The sequence below is a fragment of the Vibrio inusitatus genome, assembly GCA_024346935.1.
GTDB classification, from domain to species: Bacteria; Pseudomonadota; Gammaproteobacteria; order Enterobacterales; family Vibrionaceae; genus Vibrio; species Vibrio inusitatus.
In genome coordinates, this window is sequence record AP024878.1 from 2,754,224 (window position 1) to 2,770,579 (window position 16,356).

A 16,356-nucleotide genomic window follows, 5' to 3' on the forward strand; every position below is an offset into this window, starting at 1 on the left:
ATGTAACTAAGCATTTCTACCCTCACAAAATGTGTTTCCGTTTAAGATTTAATCAAATTCGCCCACAAATCATACAAATATATAAATCTTGCAGCAGATCAAACTTTCGTCATTGGTTCGTGAAATATGCGTGAGATCGAACAGGTTTTATCGGAATGATGTTTGTTTTGCAGGTAAAGAAGTCGTAACTTACTCGACAAAGAAAGCGCTTTCAAAAGCGATACTTCTTTTCAATACCCTACAAAAACAAACACAAAATAATTAATCGGTTCTTAAACCTTCGCTTCACAAAAGAAAGCGCTTTCACACTTTCTTAATAGAAGTGTAACAACGAGGAATAGAAGATATGTTAAAGAAAACTGCAGTGGCATCACTTGTAGTCGGACTGTTAACTACAGGAGCGACTTTCGCTAATACAGAAATCAAACAAGGTGGTGAGATTACTGTACCTGCGATCGGCACTGGCTTTGTTGAAAACTTTAACCCTTATACCCAAAAAGATATCGTTGCTGGAACAATGTTCGAGCCACTATTCATCCATAACGGCAAGACTGGTGAGATTGAGCCTCGTATCGCAGAATCTATCACCCAATCTGAAGACCTAATGACCATCACTATTAAGGTTCGCCCGAATCTAAAATGGTCTGATGGCAAACCTCTAACAGCAGAAGACGTTGCATACAGCTACGCACTAACTAAAGACAACAAAGCTTTTGATGTTAAAGGTATGTGGAGTGGTTACACTGAAAGCGTAACAGCGACTGATGACACTACTGTTGTTATCAAGATGGCTAAAGCAGATTCAACCTTCATTTGGGGCCTTAAAGATTACTACATCGTTCCTAAGCACGTATGGAGCAAAGTAGAAAATCTGACGACTTTCACTAACCCTAACCCTGTTGGTAACGGTCCTATGACTGAGGTTGCTTTAATGACTCCTCAGCAAATCAAACTTTGTCGTAACCCTCATTACTGGCAAGCAGAGCAAGGTCGTCCATACCTAGACTGTATTATTGCGCGTTCTTACAACGATAACTCGCAAATCCAAGCGGCGCTTATGAAAGGCGAAATCGACTGGGCATCTAACTTTGTTGCTGACATCGATAAGACTTTCGTTGACCGCGATCCAGAGAACAACCACTACTGGTACCCAGCGAACGATGCTATCCAACTTTACCTAAACACGAAAAAAGCACCATTGGATGACGTAAACGTACGTCGCGCACTTTCTATGGCACTTGACCGTGAAGATATTGTTGAATTCGCAGCTTACGGTTACCCAACAGCTAACCACTACATGGGCGGTCTAGGTCAATATTTTGAAGCGTATGTTAACCAAGACATCGAGAAGAAATTTGCAAAATACTCTACCTACAACTTTGACGAAGCAAATCGTCTTCTTGATGAAGCAGGCCTAAAAGATACCAATGGTGATGGCATCCGTAACATGCCAGGTGGCGAAAACGTTGAGTTTGATATTGAAGTAGTCAATGGCTGGACTGATTGGGTTCAAACAGTGCAAATGGTATCTGAGTACTTTGAAGAAGTTGGCGTTAAAGCAAACGTGAAAACTGTTGACTGGTCTGTATACGACAAGAACTTGAAAGAAGGTGGCTACGACATCTCTATCAACTGGTCTAACACTAACAATGCTCACCCTATCCAAGCATACCAAGATTACTTCTCGGCAAGTGCTGTAGGTAAGAGTTGGCACGCAGGTCACGGCATATTCTCACAAGAAATCTCTGACAAGATTGATGCGTTTACTCAAACTACAGATGAAAAAGTTCAGCGTGAGATCCTTGACGAACTAGAAGCATTCGCTGCGGAACAAGTTGCGTTTATTCCTTTGTTCTCAAACCCAACATGGTTCCAGTACCGTACTGAGAGAGTTGTAGGCTGGCCGGATGCAGAAAACCCATACATCCACCCTAACTACTACCAAGCGGACAAAAAAGTGAAGATCCTAGATCACCTTCACGCAAAATAATTAAAACCCACAGAGGGCTACCTTCCCGGTAGTCCTCCCTTCTCAGGAAAGACCTATGAATTTTGTACTCCGTAGATTTGGCTTCTATTTGACGGCGTTCTTTGTCGCAATAACATTCAACTTCTTTTTACCTCGCGTTATGCCTGGTAGCCCAGTTGATGCTTTATTTGCGGCTGCGGGTGGTAAAATGGACATGGCCCAGATGGATGCGGTAAAAGAAATGTACGGCTTCGTGGATGGTAGCCTATTCGAACAATACATCGCTTACATCAAGAGTGTATTCACTCTAGACCTTGGCCCGTCCGTTTTAATGTTCCCGACCGAAGTAACTAAAGTGATTAGCATGTCTCTACCTTGGACTATGTTCCTAGCGTTAGGCTCACTGATTGTTGCTCTCATCATTGGCGTTAGCATCGGCACTTATGCTTCTTACCGTCGTGAAGGCCTATTTGGTCAAATTGTTCCACCTGTGTTGGCATTCATCAGTAACTTCCCATACGTTGTTACAGCACTACTACTATTTTACATTTTTGCTCTACAGCTAGAAATGTTCCCTCTGGGTTACACCTATGACCCAATGATTACTCCAGGATTTACTTGGGAGTTCATAAGCAGCGTAGCAAAACACGCCGTACTTCCAATGGGCTCGATGATTCTTGTAGGCATCGCCACTTGGGTATTTAACATGCGTAACGCAATGATCAACGTACTAGGTGAAGATTACGTGACCATGGCTGAAGCAAAAGGTCTATCAAGCTTCCGCGTTATGTACCGTTACGCAGGACGCAACGCGATTCTTCCAGTAGCAACGGCGATTGCAATGGCGATTGGTTTCTCATTTGCAGGTTCAATCCTTACCGAGGTTGTATTCAACTACCAAGGCCTTGGCAACATGCTTCTTAAGGGCATCACAGCTCGTGATTACCCGCTAATTCAAGCAATCCTACTCATTTTGGTTACCGCAGTACTCGCAGCAAACTTCATTGCTGACCTACTGTATGTTTGGCTAGACCCTCGCATTGACGATTAAGGTTTGATAATGAAAAAGTTAACTGCACACATTGATACGTCCGAGTTCCCTACAGGTCGTGCGCGAGGTCTAGCAACGACACTGCGCAAGCTTAAAGGTACTCTACAAGACTTCTTTAACGGAAACCCACCAGCAATCATTGGTACTTTCCTAATTACTATCATCCTAGCTGGTGCGCTTTTCTCACCAGTATTAGTAACACACGATCCAGAACGACGCGTTGCGCGTGCACACCAAGAGCCAAGCGCTGAACACATCATGGGCACTACTCGCAGTGGTCGTGATGTTTTTAGTCAAGTACTGCACGGTGGCAAGAAATCGCTAACTGTTGCTCTATCTGCCGGCATTATCGCAATGACACTAGCTGTAGCGGTTGGTGTAACTTCTGGCTACTTGGGTGGAAAAGTTGACGAGTGGATGAACTTCGTCACTAACGTATTCTTGGTATTCCCACAGCTACCGCTGCTGATAGTACTCGCCGCTTTCCTCGGGCAAGTGAGTTCATTAGTCATAACCTTATTGCTCGGACTCACATCCTGGCCATGGGGGGCACGTGTAATTCGTTCTCAAACCATGGCTCTAAGAAACAAAGAGTACATTATCTCTGCAGAAGTAATGGGTGAGTCAAAGATTCGTATCATCCTTGTAGAGATTCTACCAAACCTAACATCTATCGTTTTCGGTGGTTTCCTTGGCGCAGTTATCTACGCAATGGGCGCAGAAGCGGGTCTAGGTATTCTTGGTCTAGGTGACGCAACAGAAGTGAGCTGGGGCTCAATGCTTTACTGGGCACAAACCTCTGCCGCTCTTTATACCGGCGCTTGGTGGGAGATGATTGTTCCAGCAATGGCACTTGCTATCACTGGTGGTGCATTAGCACTTATCAACATGTCTATTGACCAAATAAGTAACCCTAAACTGAAAACTGGTGCTCATATGAAGCTATGGGCGAAAATGAAGAAAGACGCTGACAAACGTCGAGGCCTAGCATGAACCAACAACCTCTATTAGAAATTAACAACCTATGTGTTGATTACGTGTCACCAAATGGTGTGGCACGTGCAGTTAACAATGTCAGCCTAGAAATCAAACCAGGCGAAACCTTAGGTATTGCGGGTGAATCAGGTTGTGGTAAGAGTACGTTAGCATTTGCTATCGCTAGACTACATAAAGCGCCTGCACTGATCTCTGAAGGTGAGATTTTATATAAAGGCACTGACATTCTAAAAATGAATGACAAGGCACTGAGAGAGTTCCGCTGGAATGAAACCTCTGTAGTATTCCAAAGTGCCATGAACTCACTTAACCCAGTAATTAGCATTGGCGAGCAGCTTACTGATGTAATTTTGGCGCACAAAAAAGTGACGCTAAAGCAAGCTCGTGAAAAAGCGGTTGAGCTACTAAAAATTGTAGGTATCCACGGCGATCGCCTATCAAGCTTTCCACACCAACTATCGGGTGGCATGCGTCAGCGTGTTGTTATCGCGATTGCGCTAGCGCTAGAACCAAAGCTCATCATTATGGATGAACCAACTACAGCACTTGATGTGGTAGTAGAACGTGAAATTCTGAACGAGCTTTACGATTTAAAAACTAAGTTTGGCTTCTCAATTCTATTTATCAGCCACGATTTGAGCTTGATGGGTGAAATTGCAGACCGCATTGGTGTGATGTACGCAGGTAACCTAATTGAAATTGGTGACGCTGAAAAAGTATTCCGTGACCCAGTTCACCCATACACCAAAGGTTTGGTTTCTTCATTCCCTAGTATTCATGGTCCAAAGACACGCCTACACGGTATCCCTGGTAACCCAGTTAACCTACTTAAGATACCTCAAGGCTGTAACTTCCAAGAGCGTTGTAGTGAATGCTTTGCTGATTGTTCCAAGATTGAGCCTCAACTTATTGAAGTGCTTCCAAATCACCACGTTGCATGTAACTTGCTGTAATAGAAAAGAAAAGGGAAAACTATGCAAACTAATACCCCTGAAGTAATTCTTTCGATTAAGAACCTAATCAAAGACTTTCCTATCGGAAGCAGCAAGAAAAAAGATGCTTACATGCGTGCGGTAAATGACGTGTCATTTGACCTACGCAAAGGTGAAGCTCTGGCTATTGTTGGTGAATCTGGCTCAGGTAAAAGTACTGGCGCTCGCGTTCTGACTCGTATCTATGAAGCCACTGGTGGTGACATTGAGTTTAAGGGTCAGCCAATTGATGAGTACATTAAAGAAAATGGCAGCCTAGAGTATGCTCGTCAGGTGCAAATGATCTTCCAAGACCCATTTGGTTCTTTAAATCCAGTACATTCAATCTACCATCACATTGCTCGCCCATTGCAGATCCACAATCGTGTAGGCAAAGAAAACATTGATACTTTGGTATATCAACTGCTTGAGCTAGTAGGTCTATCTCCAGTCATCGAAACGGCGGAGAAATTCCCACATGAACTAAGTGGTGGTCAACGCCAGCGTGTTGCTATTGCTCGTGCTATCGCAGTTGACCCAGAGGTTATCTTAGCGGATGAGCCTATCTCAATGCTGGACGTGTCTGTTCGCTTAGGTATCTTGAACTTAATGTCGGACCTAAAAGACAAGCACGGCATCTCGTTTATGTACATCACTCACGATATTGCCACTGCTCGCTACTTTGCTGAGAAAACTGCGGTAATGTATGTAGGGCACATGGTTGAATGGGGTAATAGTGACAAAGTGACACAAACACCTCAGCATCCGTATACGCAGCTACTATTGTCTGCGGTACCAGAGCCTGGTCGAGGCGGACGACGCGAGTTGGACGCGAAGAAGGGTGAAATCCCTCTTTGGAAGCCAAGTAGCATAGGATGCCCTTTTGCGCCTCGTTGTCCTAAAGCGAGCGAGCAATGTGAAAAGTCATTCCCTGCAATTAGACAACTGGCAGATGATCACTTTATCCGCTGCCACAATTACGAATAATTCAGACAGACATAATTTCTACTCTGAGGCTGATAAGATTAGAACATGATTACGATAAAAGAAGTTGCCGAACTTGCAAAAGTGTCTCAAGCCACGGTATCCCGTGTTTTGAATAACCACAGTACAGTAAAAGAGGCGAACAAAGATAAAGTTTATAAAGCAATCAACGAATTAGGCTTTCAGCCTAACTCCATTGCAAAGGCTTTGGCTTCTAATCGTTCTAATAGTATTGGTGTTCTAGTGGGAGCCTTAGAGGGCTCCTTCTTTGGCAACTTGATGAAAGAAGTAGAAAAAAAGACCCGTGATGCCAACCTGCATTTGATCGCTACATGCGGACACATGGATAAAAAAGTTGAAGCTGAATCTTTACACTTTCTAGATTCTAGACGCGTCGATGGGCTTATCGTCCATGCAGACAAGCTAGAAGATGAAGACCTAATCAAGTTGGCCAAACAAGACCGTCCATTGGTGGTAGTCAATAGGCACATTGAAGAGATATCAGAGCAGTGCTTTTATATCGACAATGAGCTAGGTGGTTATATTGCATCTAAACATCTTATCGAGCGAGGTCATCGCCACATCGGTATTATCACTGGTGATATGGATAAAATGGACTGTAGGGATCGTTTAGATGGATATCATAAAGCCATTAAAGAAGCCGGCATAGAAGCCAATGTAGACTATGTCTATCATGGTACTTATGAAACAGAGAGCGAGCTAAATAGTCAACTAGCAAAACAAATGCTTGATGAGCATCCTCAGCTTACTGCCGTACTGTGCCAGAATGACAACATCGCAATGACCGTCTACGACGAGTGCGATCTAAGAAATCTTGTTGTTGGCAAAGACATCTCCGTCATAGGTTTTGATAACAGCATCTACTGCCGCTACATTCGACCAACACTAACCACAGTAAACTATCCCATTCGAGATATTGGCATCAATGCAACCAATATGCTGTTAAATCAGCTCAATGGAAGCAAGCTACCTGTGAAAAAGCGCTTCAACCCTGAACTGGTGAAGCGCAACTCTGTGCACTCAATCATTTAATGAATAAAGGGTCTATATCTGAAGCTTATGCTTCAGATATAGCGATATAAAAATAATAGCGCAGAAAAGAAAGCGCTTTCAAAAAATCCTAAAAGGGCCTGCAACATGGAACACATTACTCTACAAGACGTGGATGGAAAGTTCGTCAACCTTGATGGCGAACGCTACTACAAGATATCCAATGTCGATCATATGAACCCATTTTTTATCAGCGTTGTTTCTGCAAGTGATCATTGGTTGTTCATCTCTTCTACAGGCAGTCTTTCTGCAGGTCGCATCCGCCCAGAAAACGCATTGTTCCCTTACAAGTCGGTAGACTATATCCATGAAAGCGCCGAAAACACCGGTGCAAAATCGATCTTCAAAGTAAAAACCAGTTCAGGTGTTTCACTTTGGGAACCGTTCAATGCCTTCCATGATGGCCTATATCAGGTAGAGCGCAATCTCTACAAAAACAGCATTGGCGACAAAATTATCTTCGAAGAGATTAACCACTCTTTGAAGCTGAAATTCCAATACAGCTGGAACACCAGTGAGCAATTTGGCTTTATCCGTGAATCACAATTAACCGATCTCTCTGGGGATAACCGCGAGATTGAAGTGCTTGATGGTCTACAAAATCTATTGCCACCTGGGGCTCCTCTGGGTGCTTTGCAAACAAGAAGTGCTTTAGTTGATGCTTACAAATGGAACGAGCGTCAACAAGGCTCTCCTTTAGCGCTGTATACCATGTATGCCAAACTCAGTGACCGTGCAGATCCTGCCGAATCTCTACTTGCAACTACCGTATTCAGCCTTGATGACGACACTAGCCAAATCCTACTGACCAGCTCACAAATAACAGCATTCAGAAAAGGACTGCCTATTCAGGACGAGACCCTGACTAAGGGACAGCGTGGTAGCTACCTGATTCATAAAACCATTAAACTAGAAAGCAATCAGAAAAATTCTTGGATTATTGCCGCAGACATCGACAAGAGCCATAGCGACATTACTGCATTGAACTCTCAAATTGCAGTACCTAATGACATCCGTAAACAAGTGCTTTCTAGCATCGAAGACAATCAAAAAGAATTGATATCTTTGATGTCTGGCGCCGATGCATGGCAGTTAACAGCAGAAGAAAACACTGCTGTTCACCACTATGCTAACGTACTGTTCAATAACATGCGTGGTGGCGTAGTTGAAAACAACTACACCTTAGATAAAGCAGACGTCGTGAAGACTATGCGTAACGCCAACCAAACAGTAGTAGCAAAACATCAAAGCTTCTTTGCTGAGCTTGCTGATAGCTTTACTCATACAGAGCTAGTCTCTTTAGCTAAACAAACAGACGACCAGCAACTTGTTCGCCTTGCGTATGAGTACCTGCCACTGACATTTGGTCGTCGCCATGGTGACCCAAGTCGTCCTTGGAACCACTACGAAATCAAACTAAAAGACGAGCATGGCGATCGCCTACTCTCCTATCAAGGCAACTGGCGTGACATCTTCCAAAACTGGGAAGCAATGGCACTCAGCTACCCTGGTTTTATCAAATCATTCATTGCTAAGTTTGTTAACGCATCAACGGTTGATGGCTTCAACCCTTACCGCATTACTAAAGATGGCATTGATTGGGAGCTTCTTGATCCAGAAGATGAGTGGAGCAACATCGGTTACTGGGGTGACCATCAGATCATCTACTTACTGAAATTCTTAGAGTTAGCCGATAAGTTTGAACATGATGAGCTAATTGCCCTACTGAATACAGAAACGTACAGCTACGCCAACGTGCCTTATGAAATTTGCGATGTGGATGGATTGTTTGCCAACCCAAAAGACACTGTTAATTTTAACGATGAAAAACAATCTCTTATCGAAGGTAAGGTTGCAGAGCTAGGCAGTGATGGCAAACTAGTTCTAAACAGTGATAACTCTGTTTACATGGTTAATTTACTAGAAAAAATCTTGGTGCCTCTGCTTTCTAAGCTGAGTAACCTAGTGCTTGATGGTGGTATCTGGCTAAACACGCAACGTCCAGAATGGAACGATGCTAACAACGCTATCGTTGGTAATGGCTTATCTATGGTTACGCTTTACTACATGCGTCGCTATGTTTCTTTCATGCAGCAGATGCTTTCTGAAGCACCTCAGTACACACAATTATCGACTCAAGTACGTGATTGGATGGTAGCAATTGAGGCTATTTTGGCGGACGCTGAAGTGTCTATCACCACAGGTGAGGTGACTCCTAAACTAAGATACGATGTCTTGGTTTCACTTGCGCAAGCCGCCGCAGATTATCGCAATACTGCGTATCCTACAGGCAGTTTTGGTAGCAAAGAAACTGTAGATACCGCAGAGATAAGTAAGCTATTGAACGTGAGCTTAACAGTTCTAGATAAGAGCATTCGCAACAACCTTCGTGAAGATGGCTTATACAACGCATACAACATTATCTCGTACGCAAAAGACAGCGTGACAGTAGAAGAGCTGTATCCGATGCTAGAAGGTCAGGTAGCGGTGTTGAGCTCTGGTTTACTTGATCCTCAAGAAGTTAAGCAGTTATTAGACAAGCTTTACGCTAGCGAGATGTATCGTCAGGACCAAAAGAGCTTTATGCTTTATCCTGATCGTGACTTGACACCATTCATGGAGAAAAACCAAGTCACCAAGCAGCAAATTGCAGGCTCTAGTCTTCTGAACTCCATGGTAGAAAAAGGTGATAAGCGCCTTGTTCAACAAAGCGCGACCGACCATTTCCACTTCAATGCGAATTTTGAAAATCGTGACTACTTAAATGCCGCAATTGACAGCATAAAGGGTGACTACCCAGAAGCTACAGAAGCACAATGGCAAGAGATCAATGCTCTTTACGAGCAAGTCTTCAACCATAAAGCCTTTACTGGTCGCTCTGGTACTATGTTCGGTTATGAAGGCTTAGGTTGTATCTATTGGCACATGGTGTCCAAATTACTGTTGGCGGTTCAAGAGAACTACTTAGTAGCCTTAGAGCAAGATGCCGATAGCGAAGTGACTAAAGCCCTTGCCGATTACTACTATCGCGTTCGTGAAGGTATTGGTTTTAACAAGACGGCAAGTAATTATGGTGCCTTCCCTACTGACCCATACTCGCATACACCTAAACAAGCAGGTGCGCAGCAACCGGGTATGACTGGGCAGGTAAAAGAAGAAATCATTACTCGCTTTGTAGAGCTTGGTATTCAAGTAAACGAGGGGGCAATTCAAATAAACCCTTCACTACTTAAGAGCAGTGAATTATTGAATGAGGCGGTTACCTTTAGCTACCTTGATATTACAGGCAAAACACAAGAGATCCCTCTAACAGTGGGTCAACTGGCATTTACCTACTGCCAAGTACCATTTGTGTACCAAGTCGCATCTGAGAGTGAAACTTTTGTTGAAGTGCACTATGAAGATGGCTCGGTAGTCGCAATGCCAAACAATGGTCTAACAGCCGAAGTGTGCCAAGAGCTATTTACTCGCTCAGGAAAGGTCGCCCAGGTACGTTGTACTGTCGCTCAATCAGCTCTGCGTAGCTAACAAACAGCTTAGAAAAACAAAGGCCTCAGCAAAATGCTGAGGCCTTTTTGTTTACTATGTTCCAATAGCTTATTTGCTTGAGATTAACTCTGAACTAAAGCCAGAAAAAACTTTTGGTAACAAAGGATTATTAAGCTCTAACTGCCGGCGAGACCGTAGGTTCATATCAGTAACCACCTGACCATAATGCTTATCAAACAATACTCTCAAAGCACCATTATTCCGGCTTAGTTCCAAACCATTTTTTATCTCAGTAGCAAGCTGCTCTTTCTGCGGATGCACATAAAAAACCAAAGGGAATGGATAGTAGAGCATCATCGATGACTCGATAACTAACCCTTCAAATTGCTCAGCAAATTCATGATAAATCGCCTGTACCTCATTAGCTCCAAGTGCGACATAATCGCAAAGGCCCAATTGCAGATCAGCAAAGATAGTATCTAAAGAACCTTGTTCAAAGACTTGATAGCCATTACTACGAAATAAATCAGCATCAGCCCAAGTCGCGGGAATTCCTGCCTTCAAAGCTTTTAAGTTTTCTTCAGTAATATCCGAGAATGTGACGACATCTTGACGACGAATAATCAAGATTCGATGCCCAAGTAGCCCCATACATAATGGTTGGCCAACGGATAAAAAGGCGTGCTGCTCAAACTTAGTATTACCCGCTACGGTCACTAGAGCATCAGCGCCTAAATTGAAGATATTGCCTTCATCTTTAGCATCTGGGTAATCCGTTAAGTCATTAGTGACTTTAGCGGTGCCTAAAGCAAGTTTCAGCACCTCAAACTCATGCTCCTGTCGAGAAGGTGACTTATTTCCATTCCAAAAACTGACCATTTCGGTTTCCAAACAATAATTGTTATTTTGTTTAATTATTGCAAAGGAAAGCGCTTTCTTATGTGATCTATCAGGAGGATCAAAGACTTAATCTAAGAACCTTTTTCATATGCCAAAAGCGCATAAAAATGAAATGTAAGATTGCACCACAAAATCATTGCTTATTTTTTAAGCAGTGGCAGAATGCACGTCCGCGCATGAAATGGTTGTTGGAGGTATTTGGCTATGATGTTTTTTATGTATTCAATGTTGGCTGTATCAAGTATGAGTCTAGCCGTTCGTTTAGCACTAAAAAAGCCTGCGGTCGTTGAAGATAAAGCAACTCGAGAGATCAATTCATACCTCAAAGAGACCAATCACTGGGCTGATGAAGCTCGTAATGCACAACGCAGCTATCAAAGACTACACGCTGAATATATGCAAAAATCCGCAGACTTTGAGCGTCTTAACCCAGCACAGAAAAACGCGAATCGTGTTGCCCTTAACGAACTTAAGCTGCATGTTGAGCAAAGAAGGTTAAGAGTACAGAAAGCACAAATGCGTTATCAAGAATTGGCCTACTAAGTAGGCCTGCTAGAACGGTTTATAGGTAATTAAACATTCTGTCCCGCAACGTAACCAGAACTCCAGCACCAACAGAAGTTAAAGCCCCCAAGCCATCCGGTCACATCCATAACCTCGCCAATGAAATACAAACCCGAGTGTGTTTTACACTCCATGGTTTTAGACGAAAGATGATTGGTGTCTACGCCACCTAAAGTAACTTCCGCTGTTCGATAACCTTCAGTGCCATTGGGAACAATCTGCCAGCCTTCTAGTGCATCAACCACTTCATCGTACTCTTTGTGATTCAATTGCTTCAGAGGTTTATCTACTAGGTGCTTACGCTCAATCAATACTTCAATTAAGCGCTTAGGCAGCACCTTAGATAGGGTGTTTTTCAGCGACTGGTTTGGATGTTTCTCTCGATTCTGCACCAATAGCTCAGCAATATCAGCCTCCGGCACTAAATTGACGGTTACTTTTTGCCCTGCACGCCAATACGATGAGATTTGCAGTACTGATGGACCAGAGAGCCCTCTATGAGTAAACAATAATGCTTCTTTGAATACAGTGCCATCTTCTGCGGTAATCTCAGCAGGAATGGCAATTCCAGAGAGTTCACTGAAATCTAGTTTGTCTTGCTTGTGCAACGTAAATGGCACTAAGCCAGCAGTCGTTGGGATCACATCCAAACCAAATTGTTCGGCAATCTGATAACCAAATGGTGTTGCCCCAAGTTTAGGCATTGATAAGCCACCAGTAGCAACGACTAATGATTCGCAGCTGATCGGTTTCCCATTGGCAAGGAGTGTGTACCCTGATTCTGTTTTCTCGATATTACTAATCGCTACCTGATATTGAAACTGTACATACTGTGAATCACACTCATCAAGTAGCATCTTTACAATTTGCTTAGCTGAATCTACACAAAACAATTGCCCATGGTCACGCTCTTCAAACTCAATTCCATGCTTACTCACCATAGAGATGAAATCCCAATTAGTGTATTGCGACAATGCCGATTTCACGAAATGTGGATTACTACAGAGGAAATTGGAAGGCGAAACATCGTAGTTGCTAAAGTTGCAACGACCACCACCTGAAATGAGAATCTTACGCCCTGGTTTTTTAGCGTGATCGACTACTAGCACTCGCCTAGCTCGCTTGCCAGCTTCAGCGGCACACATCAAGCCTGCAGCACCAGCACCAATAATCACGACATCAAAGTGTTCACTCATTTTCTACATCTCGGGAGGTCATACAAAAAGGGCATGCGAAAACCGCATACCCTTACAAAGGCGCACATTCTACCCAGATGCAGGCTAGAGATACAAACAAGATTAATAATTACACGCTGAAAGCTGCCACTAAGGTGACAAAAAGCAGTGCGCAGCTCAGAATAAAGAGCTCTCTAACCTTGTCGCACTTGCCGACGAACACAGGATCATGATGCTGTGAATATTCTTTGCTCTTGAGATAATGGAAAAGTCTGAACTGCTTGACGACATTACCTTGAGTAGTGAAGAACCCTCGGCCATCGACTTGTTGATAGAGTAAAGGGTGCGCTTCACGCATCACAAAGATAAGTGCCCTTAATGTACTGATGTAACGCATACTATTGACCGCTGTTACGATCATTAGTGCAAAAATAATCAAATCCCCACTGATCATCTCTATTCCTCCCTACACTCTCTAGGAAATGGCAAGACAACCAGTGTGAATCAGTTGTTTAAATGAGTACGGATAAGTTACTCAGTTGCCACATCCATGATAGAGGTTGAACCTTCTTTAGCCATCATCGCTAGGTCTTTATCAATGAAGAACAGTGCTTGACCGTTTTCACCAACCAACTCTAGCTTGTCTAAAATCCCTTTAAACAATTTCTCTTCTTCGTGTTGCTCTGCCACATACCACTGCAAGAAATTGAACGTTGAGTAGTCTTGGCTTGTAAAAGCCACATGAGCAAGCTTATTGATCTTTTCAGTGATCATACACTCATGCTCATAGGTCTCGCGAAATACTTCCCCAAGGCTTGCAAACTCATGCTTTGGCGCATCTATAGCACCTAGAATTGGCATAGCTCCAGTCTCACTCACATAAGTAAATAAGCGTTGCATATGTTCCATTTCTTCGGTGGCATGTTTGCGCATAAACTCTGCTGCACCCTCGAAACCTTTGTCTTCACACCAAGCACTCATTTGTAAGTATAGATTGGATGAGAAAAATTCTAGGTTTATTTGTGCGTTTAAATTTTCAACCATCTGTTGCGACAGCATAAGACGTTCCTCTTCTTAATAGCTCTAATGTCATTCAGCCAATGTACCACGTGGCGATAATGTCTAAATTAACAGACTTTGCCCTAAATCAAAATTCTCTTTCTTTTGTTAGTCGAATACTTCAACTTAAGATCACTTCAGCAAAAATTATGCTTCGCCCTGCTAGAATAAAATTAAGGATATATTTTTCTATTGCTTAAATAAGGAGCCTATCATGAGCTATAAACATATCGTTGTTGCCCTAGACTTAGGGGATCATAGTGAATACTTAGCCAATCGAGCAGTCAAACTTGCCAAAGCTCTTAATGCTGAGCTTTCTTTTATTCATATCGACGTTAACTATAGTGAAGTCTACACCGGACTGATCGAAGTTAACTTGGTTGATAGCCAGACCGCAACTACAAAGCTTTCCACTCAAAAACTGCAAGACTTGAGTGACAAACTTGATTATCCAGTGAGTAACACACTCGTAGGACGTGGTGATCTAGTAGAAGAACTCTCAGATGCGATAAAAGAAAGAGGATTTGATTTGGTTGTCTGTGGGCACCATCATGACTTTTGGGGTAAGTTGCTTTCCAACACTCGCCACATGATTCATGACATGCCTATCGACCTATTGGTCGTACCACTGCAAGATTAGTTCTTGAATGGCTTTAGAATTAGTGAAGATGATTTGAGGCTATGCGAATAGAGGTAGCCTCTACAACCTCATTAAGGTGGGCATCTAGCTTACTTCTCTTCTTGGTAAGTTTTTTCTCTTTGCGTAGGATCTTGTTCAGCTTCTTGTGCATTTTTTCCTGCTTCTTCAGCATTTTACGCTGCTTCTTAAGCTGCTTATCACTCAATTGATACTGCACGCCTTCATCTTCAGTTGTATTTTTCTCAACGTTCTCTGCGACTTCGATTAATGGTTTGTTCGATGTTTTCTTTTCAGATTTATTTTTAGCCGATGAAATTTCTGTAATTGTGTTGGTTGCTTTGGCTTCAGCTAGCAACACACAATCATCGATGGCTGGCTCTAAAATAGGCCCTGAAAGCTTATTACGACAGGCTTGAGGAGGAATCGGGCTAGGCTTACACAGGTTTTCTGCACTACCCGCTACGCGAGCACAAGAGCGACACACAAATTTTGGTTCAGCCACAATAGAATAGATCGCACCTAAGCTGCCCTCTATCGTTCTGCGATTAAACTTGCACATCTTCTTAGTCATAAAACCTCATCACTCAAATGCAATTAATAATGATTATTACTTACATATAGCGATTTAATGACAGTAATTCAACTATTTATTTTTGACCTTTTAACTAAGTCATTGAAGACAGGACATAAACATCAAAACGATTCTTCTTGGTTTCGATAGCCATGCTCGGTTTCTTTTCATTTAGCCAGTTAGCGTAATCAGGCCTTTTCACAATCACGCGCTTAGTGGCAAGCTCCAATGCAGGTTCAAGGAGACCATCAGCATCTTGATCGGGACCTACTAATGTCTGAAACACTCGCATCTCTTTTTTGATTTGCGCGCTTTTTTTCTTATTTTCCGGATGCGGGTACATAGGATCAAGATAAATGACATCGGGACGTTGAAAGGCATTGTCTTCAGCTAACTGGGACAATGCATCTAAACTCGAAGCATGCAAGAGCGACATGCGTTCACTGACCCAACCGCCAATTTCAAGGTCAAGCTTTGCTCGAGATAGACCATCATCAAGCAGAGCTGCGACCACAGGGTTGCGCTCTATCATCTGCACCTTACAACCTAGAGAAGCCAGCACAAAGGCATCACGACCAAGTCCAGCAGTCGCATCAAGTACACACGGTGTCGTGCCCTTATTAAGACCTGCAGCTTTTGCAATAGATTGCCCTTTACCACCGCCAAATTTACGACGATGCGCTACAGCGCCACCAGCGAAGTCTACAAAGATTGACCCCAACTTTGGCTCATCCAGCTTTTTTAGTTCTAGACGCTCACCCAGCTGCAAGGCAAACTGGCTATCAGGATCATGTTGCAAGCCCCAGCGCTCCGCCAATGCTAGGATCTGTAATTGTTTATCTTCGGACTGCGCTAGAAGTTGAATCTGCAACGTCATCTCTCTAAAGTTTAGGGGTCTATCGACCTGATTGTGATA

Annotated in this window: 15 protein-coding genes; 9 read left to right on the forward strand and 6 right to left on the reverse strand. The window is 43.2% G+C overall.

The window, feature by feature from the left end:
• Nucleotides 1-346 precede the first annotated feature (346 nt).
• The 7 genes from OCU48_RS12705 (at nt 347) to OCU48_RS12735 (ending at nt 10,570) form a co-directional block, all read left to right on the forward strand.
• On the forward strand, nt 347-1,990 hold the full coding sequence (locus OCU48_RS12705; RefSeq protein WP_141345575.1) for an ABC transporter substrate-binding protein: 1,644 nt from the start codon (nt 347-349) through the stop codon (nt 1,988-1,990).
• A gap of 55 nt (nt 1,991-2,045) precedes the next feature.
• Nucleotides 2,046-3,020: an ABC transporter permease gene (locus tag OCU48_RS12710; RefSeq protein WP_141345574.1), complete on the forward strand. Its 975-nt coding sequence runs from the start codon at nt 2,046-2,048 to the stop codon at nt 3,018-3,020.
• Between the two features lie 9 nt (nt 3,021-3,029).
• Nucleotides 3,030-4,013 (forward strand): ABC transporter permease, encoded by a 984-nt coding sequence (locus OCU48_RS12715; protein WP_141345573.1) that lies wholly within the window; start codon nt 3,030-3,032, stop codon nt 4,011-4,013.
• Entirely contained in the window at nt 4,010-4,969 is a 960-nt protein-coding gene (locus OCU48_RS12720; protein WP_141345572.1) for an ABC transporter ATP-binding protein, read from the forward strand. Before OCU48_RS12715 ends, OCU48_RS12720 begins: the two co-directional genes overlap by 4 nt.
• A 21-nt stretch (nt 4,970-4,990) precedes the next feature.
• Nucleotides 4,991-5,974: an ABC transporter ATP-binding protein gene (locus OCU48_RS12725; RefSeq protein ID WP_141345571.1), complete on the forward strand. Its 984-nt coding sequence runs from the start codon at nt 4,991-4,993 to the stop codon at nt 5,972-5,974.
• Nucleotides 5,975-6,019: 45 nt separating this feature from the next.
• Entirely contained in the window at nt 6,020-7,024 is a 1,005-nt protein-coding gene (locus tag OCU48_RS12730) for a LacI family DNA-binding transcriptional regulator (protein ID WP_141345570.1), read from the forward strand.
• Nucleotides 7,025-7,129: 105 nt separating this feature from the next.
• Nucleotides 7,130-10,570, forward strand: coding sequence for a hypothetical protein (locus OCU48_RS12735; protein ID WP_141345569.1), 3,441 nt, complete (start codon nt 7,130-7,132; stop codon nt 10,568-10,570).
• A gap of 69 nt (nt 10,571-10,639) precedes the next feature.
• Here OCU48_RS12735 and OCU48_RS12740 read toward each other — a convergent pair whose 3' ends face one another.
• Nucleotides 10,640-11,410: an ABC transporter substrate-binding protein gene (locus OCU48_RS12740; protein WP_141345568.1), complete on the reverse strand. Its 771-nt coding sequence runs from the start codon at nt 11,408-11,410 to the stop codon at nt 10,640-10,642.
• A 225-nt stretch (nt 11,411-11,635) separates the two neighbouring features.
• Here OCU48_RS12740 and OCU48_RS12745 point away from each other — a divergent pair, with 225 nt between their 5' ends.
• Nucleotides 11,636-11,974: a hypothetical protein gene (locus tag OCU48_RS12745; RefSeq protein ID WP_141345567.1), complete on the forward strand. Its 339-nt coding sequence runs from the start codon at nt 11,636-11,638 to the stop codon at nt 11,972-11,974.
• Between the two features lie 29 nt (nt 11,975-12,003).
• Here the strand turns inward: OCU48_RS12745 and OCU48_RS12750 are convergent, their stop codons facing one another.
• The 3 genes from OCU48_RS12750 to ftnA all read right to left on the reverse strand — a co-directional run bounded on the left by OCU48_RS12750 (nt 12,004) and on the right by ftnA (nt 14,229).
• Complete coding sequence (locus tag OCU48_RS12750) at nt 12,004-13,191, reverse strand: BaiN/RdsA family NAD(P)/FAD-dependent oxidoreductase (protein ID WP_141345566.1); 1,188 nt, start codon at nt 13,189-13,191, stop codon at nt 12,004-12,006.
• 109 nt (nt 13,192-13,300) lie between these two features.
• On the reverse strand, nt 13,301-13,624 hold the full coding sequence (uspB, locus tag OCU48_RS12755; RefSeq protein WP_141345565.1) for a universal stress protein UspB: 324 nt from the start codon (nt 13,622-13,624) through the stop codon (nt 13,301-13,303).
• 77 nt (nt 13,625-13,701) lie between these two features.
• Complete coding sequence (gene ftnA, locus OCU48_RS12760) at nt 13,702-14,229, reverse strand: non-heme ferritin (RefSeq protein WP_141345564.1); 528 nt, start codon at nt 14,227-14,229, stop codon at nt 13,702-13,704.
• 214 nt (nt 14,230-14,443) lie between these two features.
• On the opposite strand from ftnA, the gene OCU48_RS12765 reads away from it, so the two are divergent.
• Nucleotides 14,444-14,869, forward strand: coding sequence for a universal stress protein (locus tag OCU48_RS12765; RefSeq protein WP_141345563.1), 426 nt, complete (start codon nt 14,444-14,446; stop codon nt 14,867-14,869).
• A gap of 19 nt (nt 14,870-14,888) precedes the next feature.
• Here the strand turns inward: OCU48_RS12765 and OCU48_RS12770 are convergent, their stop codons facing one another.
• The gene (locus OCU48_RS12770; protein WP_244312301.1) at nt 14,889-15,440 is read right to left on the reverse strand and encodes a hypothetical protein; all 552 of its coding nucleotides are present in this window, start codon (nt 15,438-15,440) and stop codon (nt 14,889-14,891) included.
• A gap of 94 nt (nt 15,441-15,534) precedes the next feature.
• Nucleotides 15,535-16,317: a class I SAM-dependent methyltransferase gene (locus tag OCU48_RS12775; protein ID WP_371859104.1), complete on the reverse strand. Its 783-nt coding sequence runs from the start codon at nt 16,315-16,317 to the stop codon at nt 15,535-15,537.
• Between the last annotated feature and the right edge of the window lie 39 nt (nt 16,318-16,356).